This window comes from Isoptericola sp. NPDC019693 (assembly GCF_044389085.1).
Taxonomy (GTDB): Bacteria; Actinomycetota; Actinomycetes; order Actinomycetales; family Cellulomonadaceae; genus Isoptericola.
The window spans coordinates 164927-182322 of the sequence record NZ_JBIRXP010000002.1 but is presented as its reverse complement, the minus strand read 5'-3'; the positions used below and the strand labels follow the sequence as shown (position 1 = coordinate 182322).

At 74.0% G+C, this 17396-nt stretch carries 16 protein-coding genes, 1 tRNA gene and 1 other RNA gene; 3 read left to right on the top strand and 15 right to left on the bottom strand.

Features of this window, described 5'->3' with window-relative positions; translation table 11 throughout:
* Positions 1-2: 2 nt before the first annotated feature.
* The gene (locus ACH436_RS06270) at positions 3-1304 is read right to left on the bottom strand and encodes an aspartate kinase (protein WP_430559336.1); all 1302 of its coding nucleotides are present in this window, start codon (positions 1302-1304) and stop codon (positions 3-5) included.
* 174 nt (positions 1305-1478) lie between these two features.
* Here ACH436_RS06270 and ACH436_RS06265 point away from each other — a divergent pair, with 174 nt between their 5' ends.
* Positions 1479-3278: an N-acetylmuramoyl-L-alanine amidase gene (locus tag ACH436_RS06265; protein ID WP_430559335.1), complete on the top strand. Its 1800-nt coding sequence runs from the start codon at positions 1479-1481 to the stop codon at positions 3276-3278.
* Positions 3279-3287: 9 nt separating this feature from the next.
* Here the strand turns inward: ACH436_RS06265 and ACH436_RS06260 are convergent, their stop codons facing one another.
* The 7 genes from ACH436_RS06260 to ACH436_RS06230 form a co-directional block, all read right to left on the bottom strand.
* Positions 3288-4064 carry a TSUP family transporter gene (locus tag ACH436_RS06260; RefSeq protein WP_430559334.1) on the bottom strand — a complete coding sequence of 259 codons (777 nt, stop codon included), beginning with the start codon at positions 4062-4064 and terminating at the stop codon, positions 3288-3290.
* A 108-nt stretch (positions 4065-4172) separates the two neighbouring features.
* Entirely contained in the window at positions 4173-4742 is a 570-nt protein-coding gene (locus ACH436_RS06255) for a DUF5063 domain-containing protein (RefSeq protein WP_430559333.1), read from the bottom strand.
* A 73-nt stretch (positions 4743-4815) separates the two neighbouring features.
* Positions 4816-5415 carry a recombination mediator RecR gene (gene recR / locus ACH436_RS06250; RefSeq protein WP_430559332.1) on the bottom strand — a complete coding sequence of 200 codons (600 nt, stop codon included), beginning with the start codon at positions 5413-5415 and terminating at the stop codon, positions 4816-4818.
* A 61-nt stretch (positions 5416-5476) separates the two neighbouring features.
* A complete protein-coding gene (locus ACH436_RS06245) occupies positions 5477-6082 on the bottom strand; it encodes a DNA-binding response regulator (RefSeq protein WP_430559331.1) in 606 nt (201 codons plus the stop codon).
* Positions 6079-7392: a sensor histidine kinase gene (locus tag ACH436_RS06240; protein WP_430559330.1), complete on the bottom strand. Its 1314-nt coding sequence runs from the start codon at positions 7390-7392 to the stop codon at positions 6079-6081. Before ACH436_RS06240 ends, ACH436_RS06245 begins: the two co-directional genes overlap by 4 nt.
* A 35-nt stretch (positions 7393-7427) precedes the next feature.
* Complete coding sequence (locus ACH436_RS06235) at positions 7428-8270, bottom strand: ABC transporter permease (RefSeq protein WP_430559329.1); 843 nt, start codon at positions 8268-8270, stop codon at positions 7428-7430.
* Complete coding sequence (locus tag ACH436_RS06230) at positions 8267-9256, bottom strand: ABC transporter ATP-binding protein (protein WP_430559328.1); 990 nt, start codon at positions 9254-9256, stop codon at positions 8267-8269. Before ACH436_RS06230 ends, ACH436_RS06235 begins: the two co-directional genes overlap by 4 nt.
* A 122-nt stretch (positions 9257-9378) precedes the next feature.
* Between ACH436_RS06230 and ACH436_RS06225 the strand changes: the two genes are divergently transcribed.
* Positions 9379-9900 carry an NUDIX hydrolase gene (locus ACH436_RS06225; RefSeq protein WP_430559327.1) on the top strand — a complete coding sequence of 174 codons (522 nt, stop codon included), beginning with the start codon at positions 9379-9381 and terminating at the stop codon, positions 9898-9900.
* 95 nt (positions 9901-9995) lie between these two features.
* On the opposite strand, the gene ACH436_RS06220 is transcribed toward ACH436_RS06225, so the two are convergent.
* The 7 genes from ACH436_RS06220 to ffs form a co-directional block, all read right to left on the bottom strand.
* Positions 9996-10418, bottom strand: coding sequence for a VOC family protein (locus ACH436_RS06220; protein WP_430559326.1), 423 nt, complete (start codon positions 10416-10418; stop codon positions 9996-9998).
* 10 nt (positions 10419-10428) lie between these two features.
* Positions 10429-10860, bottom strand: a complete 432-nt coding sequence (locus ACH436_RS06215; protein ID WP_430559325.1) for an NUDIX domain-containing protein — start codon at positions 10858-10860, stop codon at positions 10429-10431.
* A gap of 1 nt (position 10861) precedes the next feature.
* Positions 10862-13618 (bottom strand): DNA polymerase III subunit gamma and tau, encoded by a 2757-nt coding sequence (locus tag ACH436_RS06210; protein WP_430559324.1) that lies wholly within the window; start codon positions 13616-13618, stop codon positions 10862-10864.
* Positions 13619-13749: 131 nt separating this feature from the next.
* A complete protein-coding gene (locus ACH436_RS06205) occupies positions 13750-14412 on the bottom strand; it encodes a methionine ABC transporter permease (protein ID WP_430559323.1) in 663 nt (220 codons plus the stop codon).
* A complete protein-coding gene (locus ACH436_RS06200; protein WP_430559322.1) occupies positions 14412-15620 on the bottom strand; it encodes a methionine ABC transporter ATP-binding protein in 1209 nt (402 codons plus the stop codon). Before ACH436_RS06200 ends, ACH436_RS06205 begins: the two co-directional genes overlap by 1 nt.
* Before the next feature lie 113 nt (positions 15621-15733).
* On the bottom strand, positions 15734-16627 hold the full coding sequence (locus tag ACH436_RS06195; RefSeq protein WP_430559321.1) for a MetQ/NlpA family ABC transporter substrate-binding protein: 894 nt from the start codon (positions 16625-16627) through the stop codon (positions 15734-15736).
* 413 nt (positions 16628-17040) lie between these two features.
* Positions 17041-17137, bottom strand: an RNA gene (ffs, locus tag ACH436_RS06190) — signal recognition particle sRNA small type.
* 149 nt (positions 17138-17286) lie between these two features.
* Between ffs and ACH436_RS06185 the strand changes: the two genes are divergently transcribed.
* Positions 17287-17371 (top strand) — tRNA-Ser (locus ACH436_RS06185).
* The last annotated feature ends 25 nt before the right edge of the window (positions 17372-17396 follow it).

The window sequence follows — 17396 nt, the reverse complement described above, 5'->3', positions numbered from 1 at the left end:
CGTCACCGCCCCGAGCCGGCGTAGACGACGGCCTCGCCGTCGGCGGAGTCCAGGTCGAACGCGGTGTGGATGGCGCGCACGGCGTCGTCCAGGGCGTCCTCCCGGGTGACCACCGAGATGCGGATCTCCGAGGTGGAGATCATCTCGATGTTGATGCCGGCGTCGCGCAGGGCGCCGAACAGGCGCGCCGAGACGCCGGGGTGCGACTTCATGCCCGCGCCGACCAGCGACAGCTTGCCGATCTGGTCGTCGTACTGCAGCGACGCGAAGCCGAGCTCGTCCTGCAGCGCGTTGAGCGCGGCCAGGGTGCTGGGGCTGTCGGCGTGCGGCAGCGTGAACGAGATGTCCGTCAGCCCGGTGTGGGCGGCCGACACGTTCTGCACGATCATGTCGATGTTCGCGCCGGCGCCGGCGACGACCTCGAAGATGCGGGCCGCGGTGCCGGGCTTGTCCGGCACGCCGACGACGGTGATCTTGGCCTCGCTGCGGTCGTGCGCGACGCCGGAGATGATCGGGGCTTCCATCTGGTTTTCCTCCTCGGCCGCCGGGGCGTTCGGGTCGATCGCGTCGCCGTGCGTGCCGGTGACGAGGGTGCCGGTGGTGCTGCTGAACGAGCTGCGCACGTGCACGGGCACGTCGTAGCGGCGCGCGTACTCGACGGCGCGCAGGGCCAGGACCTTCGCGCCGGACGCCGCGAGCTCGAGCATCTCCTCGTAGGTGACGCGGTCGATCTTGCGGGCGCTCGGGACGATGCGCGGGTCGGCGGTGAAGACGCCGTCGACGTCGGTGTAGATCTCGCAGACGTCGGCGTCCAGGCCCGCCGCGAGCGCGACCGCCGTCGTGTCCGAGCCGCCGCGGCCGAGCGTCGTCACGTCGTTCGTGGAGCTGACGCCCTGGAAGCCCGCGACGATCGCGACCTGCCCCTTCTCGACCGTCTCGCGGATGCGGTGCGGCACCACGTCCACGAGCCGGGCGCGGCCGTGCACCGCGTCGGTCATGAGGCCGGCCTGCTGGCCGGTGAAGGACTTCGCCCTGACCCCGAGGTTCGTGATCGCCATCGCGAGCAGGGACATCGAGATGCGCTCACCCGAGGTGAGGAGGATGTCCAGCTCGCGCTGCGGAGGGAGGGGGGTGATCTGCCCGGCCAGGTCGAGGAGCTCGTCGGTGGTGTCGCCCATGGCGCTCACCACCACGACGACGTCGTTCCCCGCACGCTTGGTCGCGGCGATCCGCTTCGCCACACGCTTGATGCTGTGGGCGTCGGAGACGGATGATCCGCCGTATTTCTGCACGACAAGTGCCATGTCACAACCTTCGGTCGCCGGCCTCCGTCTCTCTCAACGGCCCGCCGGGTTCGTGTGCTTGCCCGTCGATGGTACGCGGCGGTCCGGCGGGCACCCCGGCTGCGTCTCGCGATGTGGCACGAGCCGGTCTATGTTGGCGAGGTCCACCTGTCGCCCCTGCCAAAGGTCCGACCGATGACAGCACATCGCCCGAGAGCTGCTGCCGCCACCGCCGTGGTCCTGGCACTCGTCGCCACCGCAGCCCCCGCGGCCGTCGCCTCGCCGGGCTCCCCGGCGCACTCCGCGACGACGCCCGCCGCAGGCACCACCGAACGCACCGCCGAACGCACGACCGGCAATGACCCGTCCGCCGTCCCGGCCACCGTGGAGACGACCCCGGTCGAGGCCCCGGCTGCTGCCAACACGCTCCGCTCCGGCCGGTCGCAGGACCCGACCGGCGACGACGTGGTCACCGCCGCGTCAGACGTCAGCGGGTTCGCGACCGTCGGCGTCACCTGGACCGGCTCCCCCGACGCCGACCTCACCGTCGAGGCCCGCACCTCGGCCGACGACGGGGCCACGTGGTCGGCATGGACCTCGGTGAGCGTCGAGGCGCTCGACCCCGACGCGACCACGGGCGGGACGGCCCCGCTCGCCGTCGGCGACGTGGACCAGGTCGAGGTGACGGTCGAGGGCGTGGCCGCCGCGGACGTGCACGACGTCGAGCTCGTCACGATCGACCCGGGCCAGGGCGCGGTGGACCGGGCCGCCGCGGACATCGCGTCCGCTAACGGCGCGGCCGCCGATGTCGACGCCCCCTTCGGGATGGGACCGGGTGCGGCAGTACAGGTTCCCGCCGCCGTGGCGACCGGGGACCAGCACGACGGCCCCGCCATCCGCTCCCGCGCCGACTGGGGCGCCGACGAGTCCCTCATGACCTGGACGCCCCGGCAGGGGCAGGTCAAGGGCGCGGTCATCCACCACACCGCCGGGACCAACAGCTACACGGCCTCCCAGGTGCCGTCGATCATCCGCGGCATCTACACGTACCACGCGAAGACCCGCGGCTGGGGCGACATCGGCTACAACTTCCTCGTCGACAAGTGGGGCCGCATCTGGGAGGGGCGCACCGGCGGCGTCGAGCTCGAGATCATCGGGGCGCACGCCCTGGGCGTGAACGACGAGACCGTCGGCGTCTCCGTCCTCGGCAACTACGACCAGGCCACCGTCAGCAACGCGGCCGTCCGCGGCGTCATCGACCTCCTGGCCTGGAAGCTCGCGCTGCACGGGGTCCCCGCCCGCGGCTACACCACCCTCGACGGGTCGCGCGAGGCCAGGATCTCCGGTCATCGCGACGTCGGCAGCACCGCGTGCCCCGGCGCCTCGATCTACCAGCGGATGGGCGAGATCCGCCGCAAGGTCGAGAACGACCAGGCCGCGTGGAAGCACCTGTGGAACAAGAGCACCGGCTACCTCATCGAGTACCGGCCCCACGTCTCGCGCGACCAGGTTTGGTTCGTCTCCGGCGGCACCCGCCACCTCATCACCAGCACCGAGGCCCGCGCGGCGCTGGCCAAGCGGCTCGGCCGCGCCTCGTACGCGAGCTACACCTTCCTGACCAGCCTGGAGCGAGGCACCGACTTCGACTCCCGCTGGGCCCGCGTGCCGTCCGGCCGCTACGTCATGCTCGACACCAACGGCGACCTCATGTGGGCGACCTCCTGCGGCACCGTGCGCCACTGGGGCGGAGACTGCACCGACCCGCGGATCCCCGACCGGGCCAAGAACGCCTTCGACGTCGAGCACATCTCGTACTTCGCGCGGTCCGAGCACACGGGCTACCTGTACCGGATCTACGACGGCAGGAGGGAACGGGTCTACACGAGGGACGCCTGGTGGCGGCTCACGCGGGCGCTCGGGTGGAGCGAGCTACGGGACGTGAAGGTGACGTCGGCCCTGCTGAACGAGTTCCCCGCCGGCCCCTCCCACCGCTAGGCCGCACCGTCAGGCACCCGTCACGACGTCGTAGCCGAGCTTCACGATCAGCGCGCCCACGACGACGACGAAGATGACGCGCACGAACGCGCTGCCCTTGGCCACGGCCATCCGCGCCCCGATGTACGCGCCCACGAGGTTGGCCGCGCCGATCATCAGCCCCAGCCCCCACAGCACGGCGCCGTGCGGCACGAAGAACAGCAGCGCGCCGAGGTTGGTGGCGAAGTTGGTGATCTTCGCGAGCGCCGACGCCGGCAGGAACGCGTAACCCAGCACGCTGACCAGCGCGATGACGAGGAACGTGCCGGTGCCCGGGCCGAGCAGCCCGTCGTAGGCGCCGATGACGAGGCCGATGCCGGCGGCCGTCCAGCGGTGCCGGTTGCCCTCCCAGCGCAGGTTGTCGTGCGCGCCGAGCTTCGGCTTCAGCACCGTGTAGACCGCCACCCCGATGAGCACGACGAGGATGATCGGCTTGAACAGGTCGGCGGGGATGCGGCTCGCGAGCGCGGCGCCGCCGAACGCCCCGACCAGCGCGGCGACCGCCATCGGGCCCGCTGTCGTGAGGTCCGGGCCGACCCGCCGGTAGTAGGTGATCGCGCTGGTGGACGTGCCCATGATCGAGCCCAGCTTGTTCGTGGCGAGCGCCTGCACCGGCGAGATGCCCGGCACCAGCAGCAGCGCGGGGAGCTGGATCAGGCCGCCTCCGCCCACGACGGCGTCGACCCAGCCGGCGGTGAGCCCGGCCAGCACGAGCAGCACGATGGTGAGGGTGTCGAGGTCGGGCACGCCGAAGATCCTCGCACGCGCCCGCGCGCGACCTCGTTCGGCAGTGCGGTACGTCGTCGGTCCCTGCAGGTGCCGAACACCTGCCAGGGTGCCGAACGAAGCCTGGGGTCAGGAGTGCAGGGCGTCGTACTCCGCCTCGGCGGCGACATCGTCCGCGACGTCGAGCCGCAGGTGGCCCAGCACGCCCTGGAGCACGCGCAGCGCCGACGACGCCCGCTCGCCCCAGACCGACAGGTAGCTGAACTGCCACCACCACAGGCCCTCGAGCTCGTGGCCGTCGTCGAAGTGCTGCAGGCCCTTGGCGATCTCCTCGGCGACGCAGGCCAGGTCGCCGGACAGGGTCGCGGGGGCGACGTCGGCGCTCAGCGCAGGGTCGGACACCTCGACGTAGTCGTCGAAGCCGTCGAACATCTTGGCGAGCGCGTCGCGCAGCGGGTCGACGTCGGTCTCCGGGCCGGCGTCGGGCTCCCACCGCTCGGCGGGGACGACGTCGACGATGGCGGCGAGGCGGGCGCCCGCGGACAGCAGGTCGGACGTCGCGAGGATGAGCAGCGCGATCTCCGCGCCCGGGGCCGCGCCGGACGCGACCTGCGTCGTCGTCGACAGGAACACGCGCGCCTGCGCGGACATCTGCTCGGCGACGTCCCGGAACTCTGATCCGGCCTCGATCTCTCCCACGGTCCTGCCCCCTCCCGCCGCGGTGACGGCGTCGGTGCTGCTGGTCGGCGCCCGTCGCGGGCGTCGTGGCGGGTCAGCCGCCGACGACCCGCCGGCCCTCGAAAGCGCGCCCGAGGGTCACCTCGTCCGCGTACTCCAAGTCTCCCCCGACGGGCAGACCCGACGCGAGGCGGGAGACGGTGACGCCCATGGGCGCGATGAGCCGCGACAGGTACGTGGCCGTGGCCTCGCCCTCGATGTTCGGGTCGGTCGCGAGGATGACCTCAGTGACGGTGCCGTCGGCCAGGCGGGTCATGAGCTGGCTGATGCGCAGGTCGTCGGGGCCGACGTTCTCGATCGGGTTGATGGCGCCGCCGAGCACGTGGTACCTGCCGCGGAACTCGCGGGTGCGCTCGATCGCGACGACGTCCTTGGGCTCCTCGACCACGCAGATCACGTCGTCGGCGCGGCGCGGGTCCGCGCAGATGCGGCACTTCTCCGACTCGGCGACGTTGCCGCACGTCTCGCAGAACTGCACGCGCGCCTTGACCTCGGTGAGCGCGTCGGCGAGCCGGCGCACGTCGGCCGCGTCCGCCGCGAGCAGGTGGAACGCGATGCGCTGCGCGCTCTTGGGCCCGACGCCGGGAAGGCGGCCGAGCTCGTCGATCAGGTCCTGGACTGCGCCCTCGTACACAAGGGTCCAGCCTACGGGCTGGCGGGGACGCTGCGGCCGCTCCGACCCCGCTCAGGCCCGGTCAGACCCACCCCTGGGCGCGGGCCAGCCTCGCCGCCTCGTGCCGGTTGGTGACGCCGAGCTTGGCCACCGCCGACGACAGGTAGTTGCGCACCGTGCCCGGAGCGAGGGCCGCGCGCTCGGCGATCTCCTCGACGGGCGCGCCGTCGGCGGCCAGCTCGAGCACGTCCGCCTCGCGCGCGGTCAGCGGCGAGTCCCCCGCGGCGATGGCGTCGGCGGCCAGCTCCGGGTCCACGTACCGCCCGCCGCCGGCCACCTGCCGGACGGCCGCCGCCAGCACGGCCGCGGACGCCGTCTTGGGGAGAAACCCGCGCACGCCCGCCGCGAGCGCCTTCTTGAGGTGGCCCGGCCGGCCGTGGCTCGTCACGACGACGACGCCGCACCCCGGCACCGTGGACCGCACCCGTTCGGCGACGTCGATGCCGTCGAAGCCCGGCATCTGCAGGTCGAGCACCGCGACGTCGGGCCGGTGCCGGTCGATCGTCGCGACGGCCTCCGGGCCGCTGCCGGCCACCGCCACGACCTCCAGGTCGGCCTCGAGGTCGAGCAGCTGGGCGACCGCGTCGCGGATCAGGGTCTCGTCATCGGCGAGCACGACGCGGATCATGCGGCGGCCTCTCTGGTCGGGCCGGTGGGCGTCGAGGTGGGCGTCGAGGTGGGAGTCGAGGTGGGGCCGGGGGCGGGCACCCGGGCGCTGAGCACGAACCGGTCGCCGCGGGCCGCGGCGTCGAGGGCACCGCCGACGGCGGCCAGCCGCTCGCGCAGGCCGACGAGCCCGGAGCCGCCCCCGGTGTCCGCGGCGGCGCCACCGACGCCGTCGTTGGTGACGGTGAGCGCCAGCTCGCGCGTGCCGCGGCCGGCGTCCACGAGGAGGTCGGTGAGCTCGATGCGGGCCTCGTGCGCGTCGGAGTGCCGCACGATGTTCGTGACGCCCTCGCGCACCACCCAGGCGAGCGCCTCGACCTGCGGGGCTGCGAGGTCGGGCACGTCGCCGACGACCCGCACGGTCACGCCGGCGGCCCGCAGCACCGACCGGGCGCCGTCGAGCTCCGTGGCGAGGTCGGCGCCCCGGTACCCGGCGACGACGCCGCGCACCTCGCGCAGCGACTCCTGCGCGAGGGTGCGCACCTCGTCCATCTGGTCCGCGCCCCGCGGGTCGCCGCGCCGGGCGAGGGCGGCGGCGAGCTCGGACTTCACGGCGACGGCGGACAGCGCCCGCCCGACGACGTCGTGCATGTCCCGTGCGATGCGCAGCCGCTCCTCCGCGACGGCGAGCCGGGCCGCGACCTCGCGCGCCTCGTCGAGCTGGCGCACCACCTCGACGATCCACATGGACATCCGCGCGGTGCCGGACCAGAACAGGACCAGGACGGTACAGGTCAGGCCCAGCAGCACGGCGTCGAGGGCCGTCCCGGCACCGGCGGCCAGGCGGGCGGCGACGACCACCACCGGCACCGCGAGCCCCGCGAGCGCCACCGGCCGGAACCGGATCGCGACCGCCAGTGCCCCGCAGGTCGCGGCGCCCACCACCCCGACGACGATCGTGCGGGGGTCCTGGAGCAGGTTCGGGCCCTCCGGGGGCGGCAGCACGGCGAAGGAGGTCGCCACGACCGCCACCGCGGACGCCAGCATGGCCACGACCACGGGCCGCGGGCGCCCCCGGGACACGAGCGGGCCGTCGAACCCGGCGTGGACGGTCGCGAGGCACAGCGCCGTGTGCGCCAGGGCGACGACGGCCAGGAGCCCCGCGGCCAGGGGGGCCGGCGGCCCGGCGTCCATGGTCGACAGGGCCGAGATCGCGTAGAGCAGGAAGAACGGCTCCAGCAGGACGAACAGGTAGAGGCTGACGCGGGTGTACACCTCGACCCCGCGCGCACCACCGACGCCGGAGACGGGCAGCCGACGACGTGAGCTCACGCCGTCAGCCTCCCACGTGCGGCGCGGGGCGGTCGTCACCGCCGCGGCTCCCAGCGCATCCACCGCCGGGCGGCGAGGGCCCCGACCACGGTCCACGCGACGAGCACGGCCACGGGAAGCGCGGCCGCGCCGAACGTCTCGGTGAACGTCAGCACCTGGCCGTCCCTGTCGATCCCTCCGGCGCCGAGCAGCATGAGGTCCGTGATCGGGCGCAGCGGGGTGAACGTGCCGATCGTGTCGAGCACGCCGGACCCGGCGCCGGGCCAGCCGAAGAGGCCGGCGAACGGGATCGCGACGACGAGCAGCGGCAGGGTGGTGAGCTGTGCGGACTCCACGGTGCGCGACAGCCCTGAGGTCGCGGCCGCCAGCAGGGTGAGCATCGTCGCGCCGCCGAGCACCGCCACCACCATCAGCACCGGGTTGACGAACGCCGGCGGCTCCAGGAACACGGAGACGGCCACGATGCCCAGCACCGCCTGGGCGAGCGCCACCGCGAGCGCCGGCACGGCCGCGCCCGTGAGGATCTCCGCCCGCGTGGACTCGCCCACGAGGTACCGCTTGAGCACGAGCTCCTCGCGGCGGGCCACGTACGCCACGGTGAGGTTGTAGTAGACGACGAACGCGAGCGACATGAACACGAGCAGGTTGAGCAGCACCGTGCCGGACGCCTCCCCCGCCCCCTCGCCCAGACCCCCGACGGCGCTGAACAGCGCCACCGTGAGGGGCGGCAGGGCGAGGGCGTTGAACAGGGCGGTGCGGTTGCGCACGAGCAGCTGCAGCTCGGCGCGGGCGAGGGCGGCGATGCGCCGGGCGCTGCTGCCGCGCGAGCCCGCCGCGGACGGTCGCCGGCGAGCGGGGGTGGTCGTCGTGGTGGTCATGCCGCTGCCTCCGTGTCGGTCGTGCGGGGGGTGCCGGGCGCGCCGTGGGCGTCCCCGTCGGTGTCGTCGAGGGCGAGGAACGCCTGCTCGAGCGACGCCGCCCGGGCGTCGAGGTCGTCGAGCCGCAGGCGCCGGGCGTCGGCCCACTGCAGCAGGGTGAGCAGGTCGTCCTGCAGGCGGGTGGTGCGCAGCCGCAGGCGGCCCGTGCGGTCGATGTCCGGGACGCCGACGACACCGGCCAGGGCGGGCAGGTCCGCGGCGGCGGGCGTCACGGCCCGGCCGCCGTCGTTGCGCACCACGGCCTCGACGCGGGCGGGCTCGGCGGCGACGACGTCGGCGACCGACCCCGTCCGCACCACCCGGCCGGCCTGCATGATCGCGATGCGGTCGGCGAGCTGCTCCGCCTCCTCGAGGTAGTGGGTGGTGAGCAGCACCGTGGTGCCGGCGTCGAGCATGCCCTGGACCAGCGCCCAGGTGGCGCGCCGGCTCTCGGGGTCGAGGCCGGTCGTGGGCTCGTCGAGGAACAGCAGCTCCGGGTCGCCCATCGTCGCGAGGGCCAGGTCGAGGCGACGCTTCTCGCCGCCGGACAGGCTGGCGACCCGCACGTCGGCGCGATGGTCCAGCCCGACGGCCGTGAGGACGTCGGCCACGGGGCGCGGGCGGGTGAGCGTCCCGGCCCAGGTGCGCGCCGTCTCCGCGACGGTGAGGTCGCCGGAGAACCCGGCGCTCTGCAGCATGATGCCGAGCGAGCCGACGATCTGCCGCCGCTCGCGGTACGGGTCCCGGCCGAGCACGCGGACCGTGCCACCGGAGGCCGGCGCGAGACCCTCGACGAGCTCGACGAACGACGTCTTGCCCGCGCCGTTGGTGCCGAGCAGGGCCACGAGCTCCCCGCGGTGGACGTCGAGGTCGACCCCGCGCACGGCCTCGAACGTGCCGTAGCGGCGGCGTGCCCCGCGGACGTGGACGATGGGTTCCGAAGTCATGCCTCCACTCTCGGGGCGGCGCGTCGCCGCAGGTAGTGCCGCCCCTCACCGGGTTCCGTGAGGCGCGCACCGGTGCGCCATGACATCTGTCATGCCGTGGCCGCGTGCGGCAGGATGCTCGCATGGACGGGTCCGCTGACGAGGTCGTGACCCTGTACGACGAGGCGTGGAGGCCGTGCGGCACCGCGCCCCGCACGCGGGTGCGGGCGGAGAACCTGCGGCACGCGGCGACGGCCGTCGTGGTGCGCAACGGCGCCGGTGACGTCTACGTGCACCGCCGCACCGACACCAAGGACCTGTACCCCGGTCGGTACGACTTCTGCGCGGGCGGCGTGCTGCGCGCCGGCGAGGAGCCGCTCGCCTCCGCGCGCCGCGAGCTGGCCGAGGAGCTGGGCGTCACCGGGGTGGAGCTGGTGCCCCTCGGCACCGCCGACTACGCCGACGAGCGCACCCGCATGCGCGAGTTCCTCTACGAGTGCACCTACGACGGCCCGGTCACCTGGCAGCCCGAGGAGGTCGCGTGGGGCGCATGGGTGTCCCCCGCCCGGCTGCTGCGGATGCTCGACGAGGTGCCGTTCATGCCCGACTCGGTGGCCAACCTCGCGGGCTGGCTGGACGACCTGCGCGCCGCCCTGCCGAGGTAGTCCGAGAACCCGCGAGGTAGTCCGGATTCCCGCGAGGTAGTCCGGATTCCCGCGAGGTAGTCCGAGAACCGGCGAGGTAGTTCGTCCGGGGCGGGTCAGCCGACGACGAGCTCGACCTCGTAGCCGTCCGCATCTTCGAGGTACGCGGCGCGGTGGTCGGGCCCGCCGGCGAAGGGGTGCCGCTCGGGGAACAGCAGCGCCCAGCCGTGCGCGGGCGCGGCGGCGACGAGGGCGTCGAGCTGGTCCGCGGTCCCGGCGTGGAACGCCAGGTGGTTGAGTCCAGGCCGGAGGCGGTCGTGGTCGCCCGCGGCGAGGGCCGGGCTCTGCTCGACGACGACGTACGTGTCGCCGAGCAGCCACGACCGGCCGTGCTCCCACGACTGGTGGGGGCGGTAGCCGATCTCGCCCAGCAGCCAGCCCCAGGAGCGCTCGGCGCGGGCGAGGTCGGGCACCCACAGCTCGACGTGGTGAACGGCGCCGCGACGCGGGGGCGGTGCGACGCCGGGGTGGTCGGTCATCGTCGCCCGCTCAGGTCTGTGCGGCGACGTCGGCCATGAGGTCGGCGGACAGGGGCGCGAGGGGGTGCGGCGCGACGGGCGCCGCCGGGTCGACCCAGACGTGCTCGGCGAGCTCGGCACGCGTCTCGACGTCGAAGCCGGCGGGCAGCGCGACCTCGAAGACGTGCGCGTCGACCACGTGGTCGGGCTCGTTGGCGGCGACGGCCGTCCGTCGCGGGAGGGGGCGGACGGCGGCCGGGTCGACGACGAGGCCGATCTCCTCGGCGCACTCGCGCACGAGCGCGGCGACCGGGTCCTCGCCGGGCTCGATCTTGCCGCCCACCTGCATGAACGCCATCGTGCCGCGCTTGCGCACGAGCAGCGCGCGGCCGTCGTCGCGCACGATGACGGCCGCGACGATGTGCAGCGTGGTGGTGCCTTCGGCGGTGGGGTGTCCGGTCATGTCAGGGCTGCTCCGCGATCTCCTCGATGACCTTGCCGTCGAGCACCTGCACCACGAGCTGCACGCCCACGAGGCCCGACGACGTGATGTCGGGGTCGTCGGCCGACGGCTCGTCGTCCGCGGGGTTCCCCCCGGACGCGGGTGCCCAGGACGACCGGCCTTCCGACTGCTGCGCCTCGCGCACCCGGCGCTCAGCGGCCTGGCGCGGGGTCTCGCGCGCCGGCGGGGCGGCCGGGGCGGGCGCGGACGACACTGCCGTGGCAGGCGCGGGCACGCTCGCGACGGGTGCGCTCGGCGATGCCTCCGGCTCGGGCACCGGCGACGCGACGGGCCGTCCGACCGGCGCCGCGGGCGGCTCGTCGAGCGGCGGCTCGGGCTCGTCGTCGGGCGGGGGCTCGTGCAGGGAGACGCCGGCGAGCCACGCCGCGTCGGCCTCGTCGACCGAGGCGACCTGCCTCGCCTGCGGCTGCGGCCGCTGGGTCCGCTGCGGGGCGTCCTGCGCCGCGCGGCGGACGGGCGGCTCGACGACCGCGACGGCGGTGTCCGGGCGCGGACCGCTCGCCGCGACCGTGGTGGCGGACGCGCGCGGGCCACCTCCCCGACCGTCGGCCTCGCCGCTGGTCCCCGCGTCGGCCTGCGTCTCGACAGGCGGGGGGCCGTCGTGCCGGTCGGAGCGGTCCGGCTCCTCGGCGGGCTCTCCGCCCGGCTCGGACGGGGCGGACGAGCTGCCGGTCTCCCGGGGGCGCGAGCCGGCGTCGACCTCGACGATCTCGATCCGCACCGCGATGCCGAGCGCCTGGTAGACGGCGTCCGAGATGGTCTCCGGCCGCCCCTGCCGCGCCAGCGCGACGACGGCCGGCGCGAACCCGAGGGTCAGCAGGTCACCCTCGAGGTGGAGCACCTGGGCGTTCTCGCCGAGGAACGCGGCGGCGCGCGGGCTGGGGATGGCGGCCAGGACCTCGCGCCAGCGCCGCCGGACCACCTCGGAGGTGACGGCGCTCTCGGGAGCGGTCGGCGCGGGCTCGGGGGTCGGCTCGGCCGTCGGGGCGGCCTCGACGGCCTCGCCCGCCGGCTCCTGGTGCGGCCCGGGCTCCGCGCCAGCCGCAGGCTCGGCAGCCGACTCAGACTCGGCAAACGGCTCGGGCTCGGCAGTCGGCTCGGGCTCGTCAACTGGCTCGCGCTCGGCCACCGGCTCGCGCTCGGCCACCGGCTCGCGCTCGGCCACTGGCTCGCGCTCGGCCACTGGCTCAGGCTCAACAGCCGGCTCGGGCTCCGGGCCCGGCTCGGGCTCGGCCACCGGCTCAGGCTCCGCGACCATCGCAGGCTCGACAGCCGGCTCGGGCTCGGCGGCAGGCTCAGAGTTCACGACGGGCTCAGGGCTCGGGACGGGCTCAGGGCTCGGGACGGGCTCAGGGCTCGGGACGGGCTCAGGCTCGGCAGCCGGACGCCGACTCGCCTGCAGGGCGGCCCGCGCAGCGGCGGCACCGCTCAGACTGCCGCCTCCGCCCGCGGAGGACTGCGGCGCTGGCGTCGAGACGACGTCCGCGTCGGTGTGCGCCGCGGACGGCGCGGACGTGCCGCCGGCCGCGATCCGGCCCCGCTCGAGCCGTTCGATGCGTGCGGCGAGCCCCTCCACGCCGTCGTCGGCGCCGGGCAGCAGCAGCCGTGCGCAGAGCAGCTCCAGGTGCAGCCGCGGCGAGGTGGCACCGGTCATCTCGGTGAGCGCGGCGTTGACGAGGTCGGCGGCGCGCGAGAGCTCGGCCACCCCGAGCCGGCCCGCCTGGACACGCATCCGCTCGAGCTGGTCGGCGGGCAGTCCGCGCAGCACGGCCTCGGCCGCGTCGCCGGAGACGGCGATGACGATGAGGTCGCGCAGCCGCTCCAGCACGTCCTCGACGAACCGCCGCGGCTCGTGACCGGTGGCGATCACCTGGTCGACGACGCGGAAGATCGAGGCGCCGTCGCCCGCGGCGAGGGCGTCGACGACGTCGTCGAGCAGCGTGGCGTGCGTGAAGCCCAGCAGGCCGACGGCCGTGTCGTACTCGACGACCCCGCCCGTGGCGCCCGCGATGAGCTGGTCGAGCACGGAGAGGCTGTCGCGCACGGAGCCGCCGCCCGCACGGGTCACCAGCGGCACGACGCCGCCGCCCAGCTCGATCCCCTCGGCCGCGGTGAGCTGCTCGAGGTACGGACCGAGCACGTCCGGCGGCACGAGCCGGAACGGGTAGTGGTGGGTGCGCGACCGGATAGTGCCGATCACCTTGTCCGGCTCCGTCGTCGCGAAGACGAACTTCACGTGCGGCGGCGGCTCCTCGACGATCTTCAGCAGCGCGTTGAAGCCCTGCGGCGTCACCATGTGCGCCTCGTCGAGGATGAAGATCTTGTACCGGTCGCGCGCGGGCGCGAACGTGGCGCGCTCGCGCAGGTCGCGGGCGTCGTCGACGCCGTTGTGGCTGGCCGCGTCGATCTCCACGACGTCGAGCGAACCGGGGCCGCCGCGCGCCAGCTCGACGCACGACGGGCACTCGCCGCACGGGGTGTCGAGCGGGCTCTCGGGGGTGTTGCGCGCGCAGTTGAGCGTGCGCGCGAGGATGCGGGCGGACGTCGTCTTGCCGCAGCCGCGCGGCCCGGAGAACAGGTAGGCGTGGTTGACGCGCCCGCTGCGCAGGGCCTGCATGAGCGGTGCGGTGACGTGCTCCTGGCCGATCACCTCGGCGAACGTCTCGGGCCGGTAGCGGCGGTACAGGGCTGTCGTCACCCGGCCAACCCTAGACGCCGCGGCCGACACCGACGAGGCCGCTGCTCAGGCCGGTCCGCGACTGCTCGTCGACGTAGTACCCGATGACGGTTCACGACGACGAACCGTCACCAGGTACTACGTCGACGGCGTCAGCGGTGCAGGACCTTGCGCGCCAGGCGGTTGCCGACCCACTGCACCACCTGCACGATGACGACGATCACCGCGACGGTCACCAGCACGACCATCCAGTTGTAGCGCTGGTAGCCGTACCGCAGGGCGAAGTCACCGAGCCCGCCGCCGCCGATGAGGCCGGCGATCGCGGACATGTCGAGGACCGCGATGAACAGGAACGTGTAGCCGAGGATCAGCGGGGCGAGCGCCTCCGGCACGAGGACGGTCGTGATGATGCGCCACGACGACGCCCCCATCGCACGGGCCGCCTCCACGACGCCGGGGTCGATCCCCACGAGGTTCTGCTCCACGATGCGCGACGTGCCGAACGCCGTCATGACCGACAGCGGGAAGATGAACGCCTCCGTGCCGAGCGTCGTGCCCACGACCTGCAGCGTCACGGGCCCGAGCAGCGTCACGAAGATGATGAACGGGATCGGGCGCACGATGTTGACGACCACGTTGAGGACGCCGAACACGGCCCGGTTGGCCAGCAGGTTGCCCGGCCGCGTCACGTAGAGCGCGAGCCCCAGCGCCAGGCCGGCGACGCCGCCCGTGAGCAGCGCGATCGTGACCATCTGCAGGGTCTGGCCGAACGCCTCCCACAGCAGCGGCCACAGGGTGGACCAGTCCTTGTTCATCACGCGCCTCCGAAGTTGCGCAGGTGGCCGCCCCGAAGGACGTCGTCGCGGGCGGCCCCGTACGGGTCGTCGAGGTCGTCACCGGGGTCGGGCCGCTCGCCCTGCGGGTCGCGCTCGGCCCGCACGGCGCGCGGGTCGTCGACAGGCCGCTCGGCGGTGCCGAGGTCCACGACCTCGGCGTGCTCGCGCAGGGCCGCCAGGAAGGTCGCGATGCGCTCGTCCGGCGCGACGAGCTCGACGGTGATCGACCCGAACGGTCGCTGGCCGACCTCGCTGATGCCGCCGAAGACGACGGACCCGTCGACCTCGTGCTCGCGCAGCAGGCGGAAGAGCTCGGTGCCGGAGCTCGCGCCCTCCCGCACGCCGACGGTGACGAGGCGGCCGGGGTGGCGCTCGCGCAGGCGGGCGAGCGCGTCGGGCGAGGGCCGGTCGTGCATGGACGTGCCGACGAACCGCTGGGCGGCGTCGGCGCTGGGCGCGGAGAAGACGTCGTAGACGTCGCCGACCTCGACCACCTTGCCGTGCTCCATGACGGCGACGCGGTCGCACAGGGAGCGCACGACGTCCATCTCGTGGGTGATGACGACGATGGTGAGCCCGAGCTCCGCGTTGACGCGGCGCAGCAGGGCCAGGACGTCGCGGGTGGTCTCGGGGTCGAGGGCCGACGTCGCCTCGTCGGCCAGCAGGATGGTGGGCGACGTCGCGAGGGCGCGCGCGATGCCGACGCGCTGCTTCTGCCCGCCGGAGAGCTGGCGGGGGTACGCGCGCGCCTTGTCGGACAGGCCGACGAACTCGAGCAGCTCCGCGACGCGGGCCGCGCGCTCCTCCTTGGGCCAGCGCGCCACCTTGAGCGGGTAGGCGACGTTGCCCGCGACGGTGCGCGAGCTCAGCAGGTTGAACTGCTGGAAGATCATGCCGATGCGCGCGCGGATGCCGCGGACCTTGCGCTCCGGCAGCCCCGTGAGGTCGGTGCCCTCGACGATCACGGACCCCGAGGTCACCGTCTCCAGCGCGTTGACGAGCCGCACCAGCGTGGACTTGCCCGCGCCGGAGTAGCCGATGACGCCGAAGATCTCGCCCGCGCGCACCGTGAGGGACACGTCGTCGACGGCGCGCACGGCGCGGTCTCCCTCGCCGAACGTCTTCGACACCCCGCGCAGCTCGATCGCCGGCGTCCCGGGGGCCGGTCCGGCCGTGTTGTCGCTCACCTGTTCGTCCTCACTGTGCGCTCGTCGTCCGCTCGACCGCTCGTGCTGCCCATCGTGCCCAGCACGGCGGCCGGGGCGCGCGGGCTGGCCCGCGCGTCCCGGCCGTCGGCGGGTCAGGAGGCGTTGCGGATGTCGTCCTCGAGCCCGGACAGGATCTCCTGCAGCTCCTCGGGCGAGTTGTCCTTGATGACGGCGGTGCCGCCCGAGGCCTTCTGCTCGGCCGCGACGACCTCGTCGGAGTGCGAGATCTCCGCGAGCTTGAGCAGGTCGGGGTCGTCCTTGTCCTCGGCCCGGGCCACCCACACGTTGATGTACGGGGCGGCGGCGTCGGAGTCGGGGTCGTCCTGGAAGAGCGCGTCGTCCGGCGACAGGCCGGCGTCCTCGACGAAGTCGTTGTTGACGACGGACGCGTCCACGGACTTGAGCTGGATCGGCGTCTGCTCGGCCGCGACCGGCGTCACGGTGACCTTGGAGCTGGGCAGCACGTCGGCCTCGGTGGAGACGGCGCTGCCGCCGTCCTTGAGCTCGATGAGGCCGGCCTCCTGCAGCACGAGGAGGGCGCGGGCGAGGTTGGTCGGGTCGTTCGGGACGGCGACCTCGCCGCCGGCGGGGATCTGCTCGAGCGAGGTGTGCTTCTCCGAGTAGAGGCCCAGCGGGTAGACGGCGGTGGCGCCGATCGGCGTCAGGTCGTCGTCGGCGTCGACGTTGTAGCCGGCGAGGAACTGCAGGTGCTGGAACTGGTTCGCGTCCAGCTCGCCCTGCGACAGGGAGGGGTTGGCCTGCGTGTAGTCCTGCAGGTCGACCAGCTCGATCGTGAGGCCCTCCGCCTCGGCCTGCTCCTGGAAGACCGCCCACTTGTCGTCGGCGGCACCGACGACGCCGATGCGGAGCGTGCCGTCGCCCTCGGCGTTGCCGGAGCCACCGCCGCAGGCGGACAGGGCGAGGGTGGACGCGGCCGCGATCGCGGTGACCGCGAGGAGGCGGGTGCGGGTGCTGTTCCGGGACATGGTGGTCCTTCCGGGCAGGCGCCGGGTACGGCGCCGGTGAGCGGGGTGGGGTGTGCGGCGGCCTCGGCCATCAGCGCGAGGCGGCGGGAGAGCGGGGTCTCCCCGGCGGGCCGGGGAGGGGACGACGACGTCGTCGGGTGCGATGCCGTGAGGCCTCAGCCGAGCTCGCACATTCGACACGTGGTCGTCCGGCCCGTCGTCATCGCGGCACGGCACATCTCGCCGCGACGGCGTGCGCGCGCGGTCGAGGTGGCTGCGGATGCGATGCGGGACATGCCCTCAGAGTGACCACCCGGGGCCCGGTTCACCAAGCCGACCACCCGGAAATCTCATGCAGTGGACTATTTGCCGTCCGCATCGTGGATCCTGTGATCCGGCGCACTCTCGCGACGCTGCGGAGGCCGGGTCCGGACGTGAAGGACCCCCCGCACACCCACCAGAGCTCACTTACCCTTGCTGCCTTCCGGCCCTGGGGGAGTTCGGCGAGATGGTGCCGCACGAGGGGTCTGCCCGACAGCCTAACCGAGACCGGCCCCCGGCCCGAAACTGGCGGCGGCGACAGGACAGAGACAGCCGTCACCCGCGCAGGATTCGGAGCCGGGGCGGGGTGTCGGCTATTCTTCTGGGGCTGCCCGCGCAGGATGCGGGTCGCACTCTGAGGAGGATTCGCCTAGCGGCCTATGGCGCACGCTTGGAAAGCGTGTTGGGTTCACGCCCTCGGGGGTTCGAATCCCCCATCCTCCGCCGACCGACGGGGCCCGCACCACAC

Bases quoted from the DNA above. Each gene is read 5' to 3' on its own strand.
- ACH436_RS06270 (WP_430559336.1), bottom strand. From the start codon at position 1,304: ATGGCACTTGTCGTGCAGAAATACGGCGGATCATCCGTCTCCGACGCC.
- ACH436_RS06265 (WP_430559335.1), top strand. From the start codon at position 1,479: ATGACAGCACATCGCCCGAGAGCTGCTGCCGCCACCGCCGTGGTCCTG.
- ACH436_RS06245 (WP_430559331.1), bottom strand. From the start codon at position 6,082: ATGATCCGCGTCGTGCTCGCCGATGACGAGACCCTGATCCGCGACGCG.
- ACH436_RS06235 (WP_430559329.1), bottom strand. From the start codon at position 8,270: ATGACCACCACGACGACCACCCCCGCTCGCCGGCGACCGTCCGCGGCG.
- ACH436_RS06230 (WP_430559328.1), bottom strand. From the start codon at position 9,256: ATGACTTCGGAACCCATCGTCCACGTCCGCGGGGCACGCCGCCGCTAC.
- ACH436_RS06225 (WP_430559327.1), top strand. From the start codon at position 9,379: ATGGACGGGTCCGCTGACGAGGTCGTGACCCTGTACGACGAGGCGTGG.
- ACH436_RS06220 (WP_430559326.1), bottom strand. From the start codon at position 10,418: ATGACCGACCACCCCGGCGTCGCACCGCCCCCGCGTCGCGGCGCCGTT.
- ACH436_RS06215 (WP_430559325.1), bottom strand. From the start codon at position 10,860: ATGACCGGACACCCCACCGCCGAAGGCACCACCACGCTGCACATCGTC.
- ACH436_RS06205 (WP_430559323.1), bottom strand. From the start codon at position 14,412: ATGAACAAGGACTGGTCCACCCTGTGGCCGCTGCTGTGGGAGGCGTTC.
- ACH436_RS06195 (WP_430559321.1), bottom strand. From the start codon at position 16,627: ATGTCCCGGAACAGCACCCGCACCCGCCTCCTCGCGGTCACCGCGATC.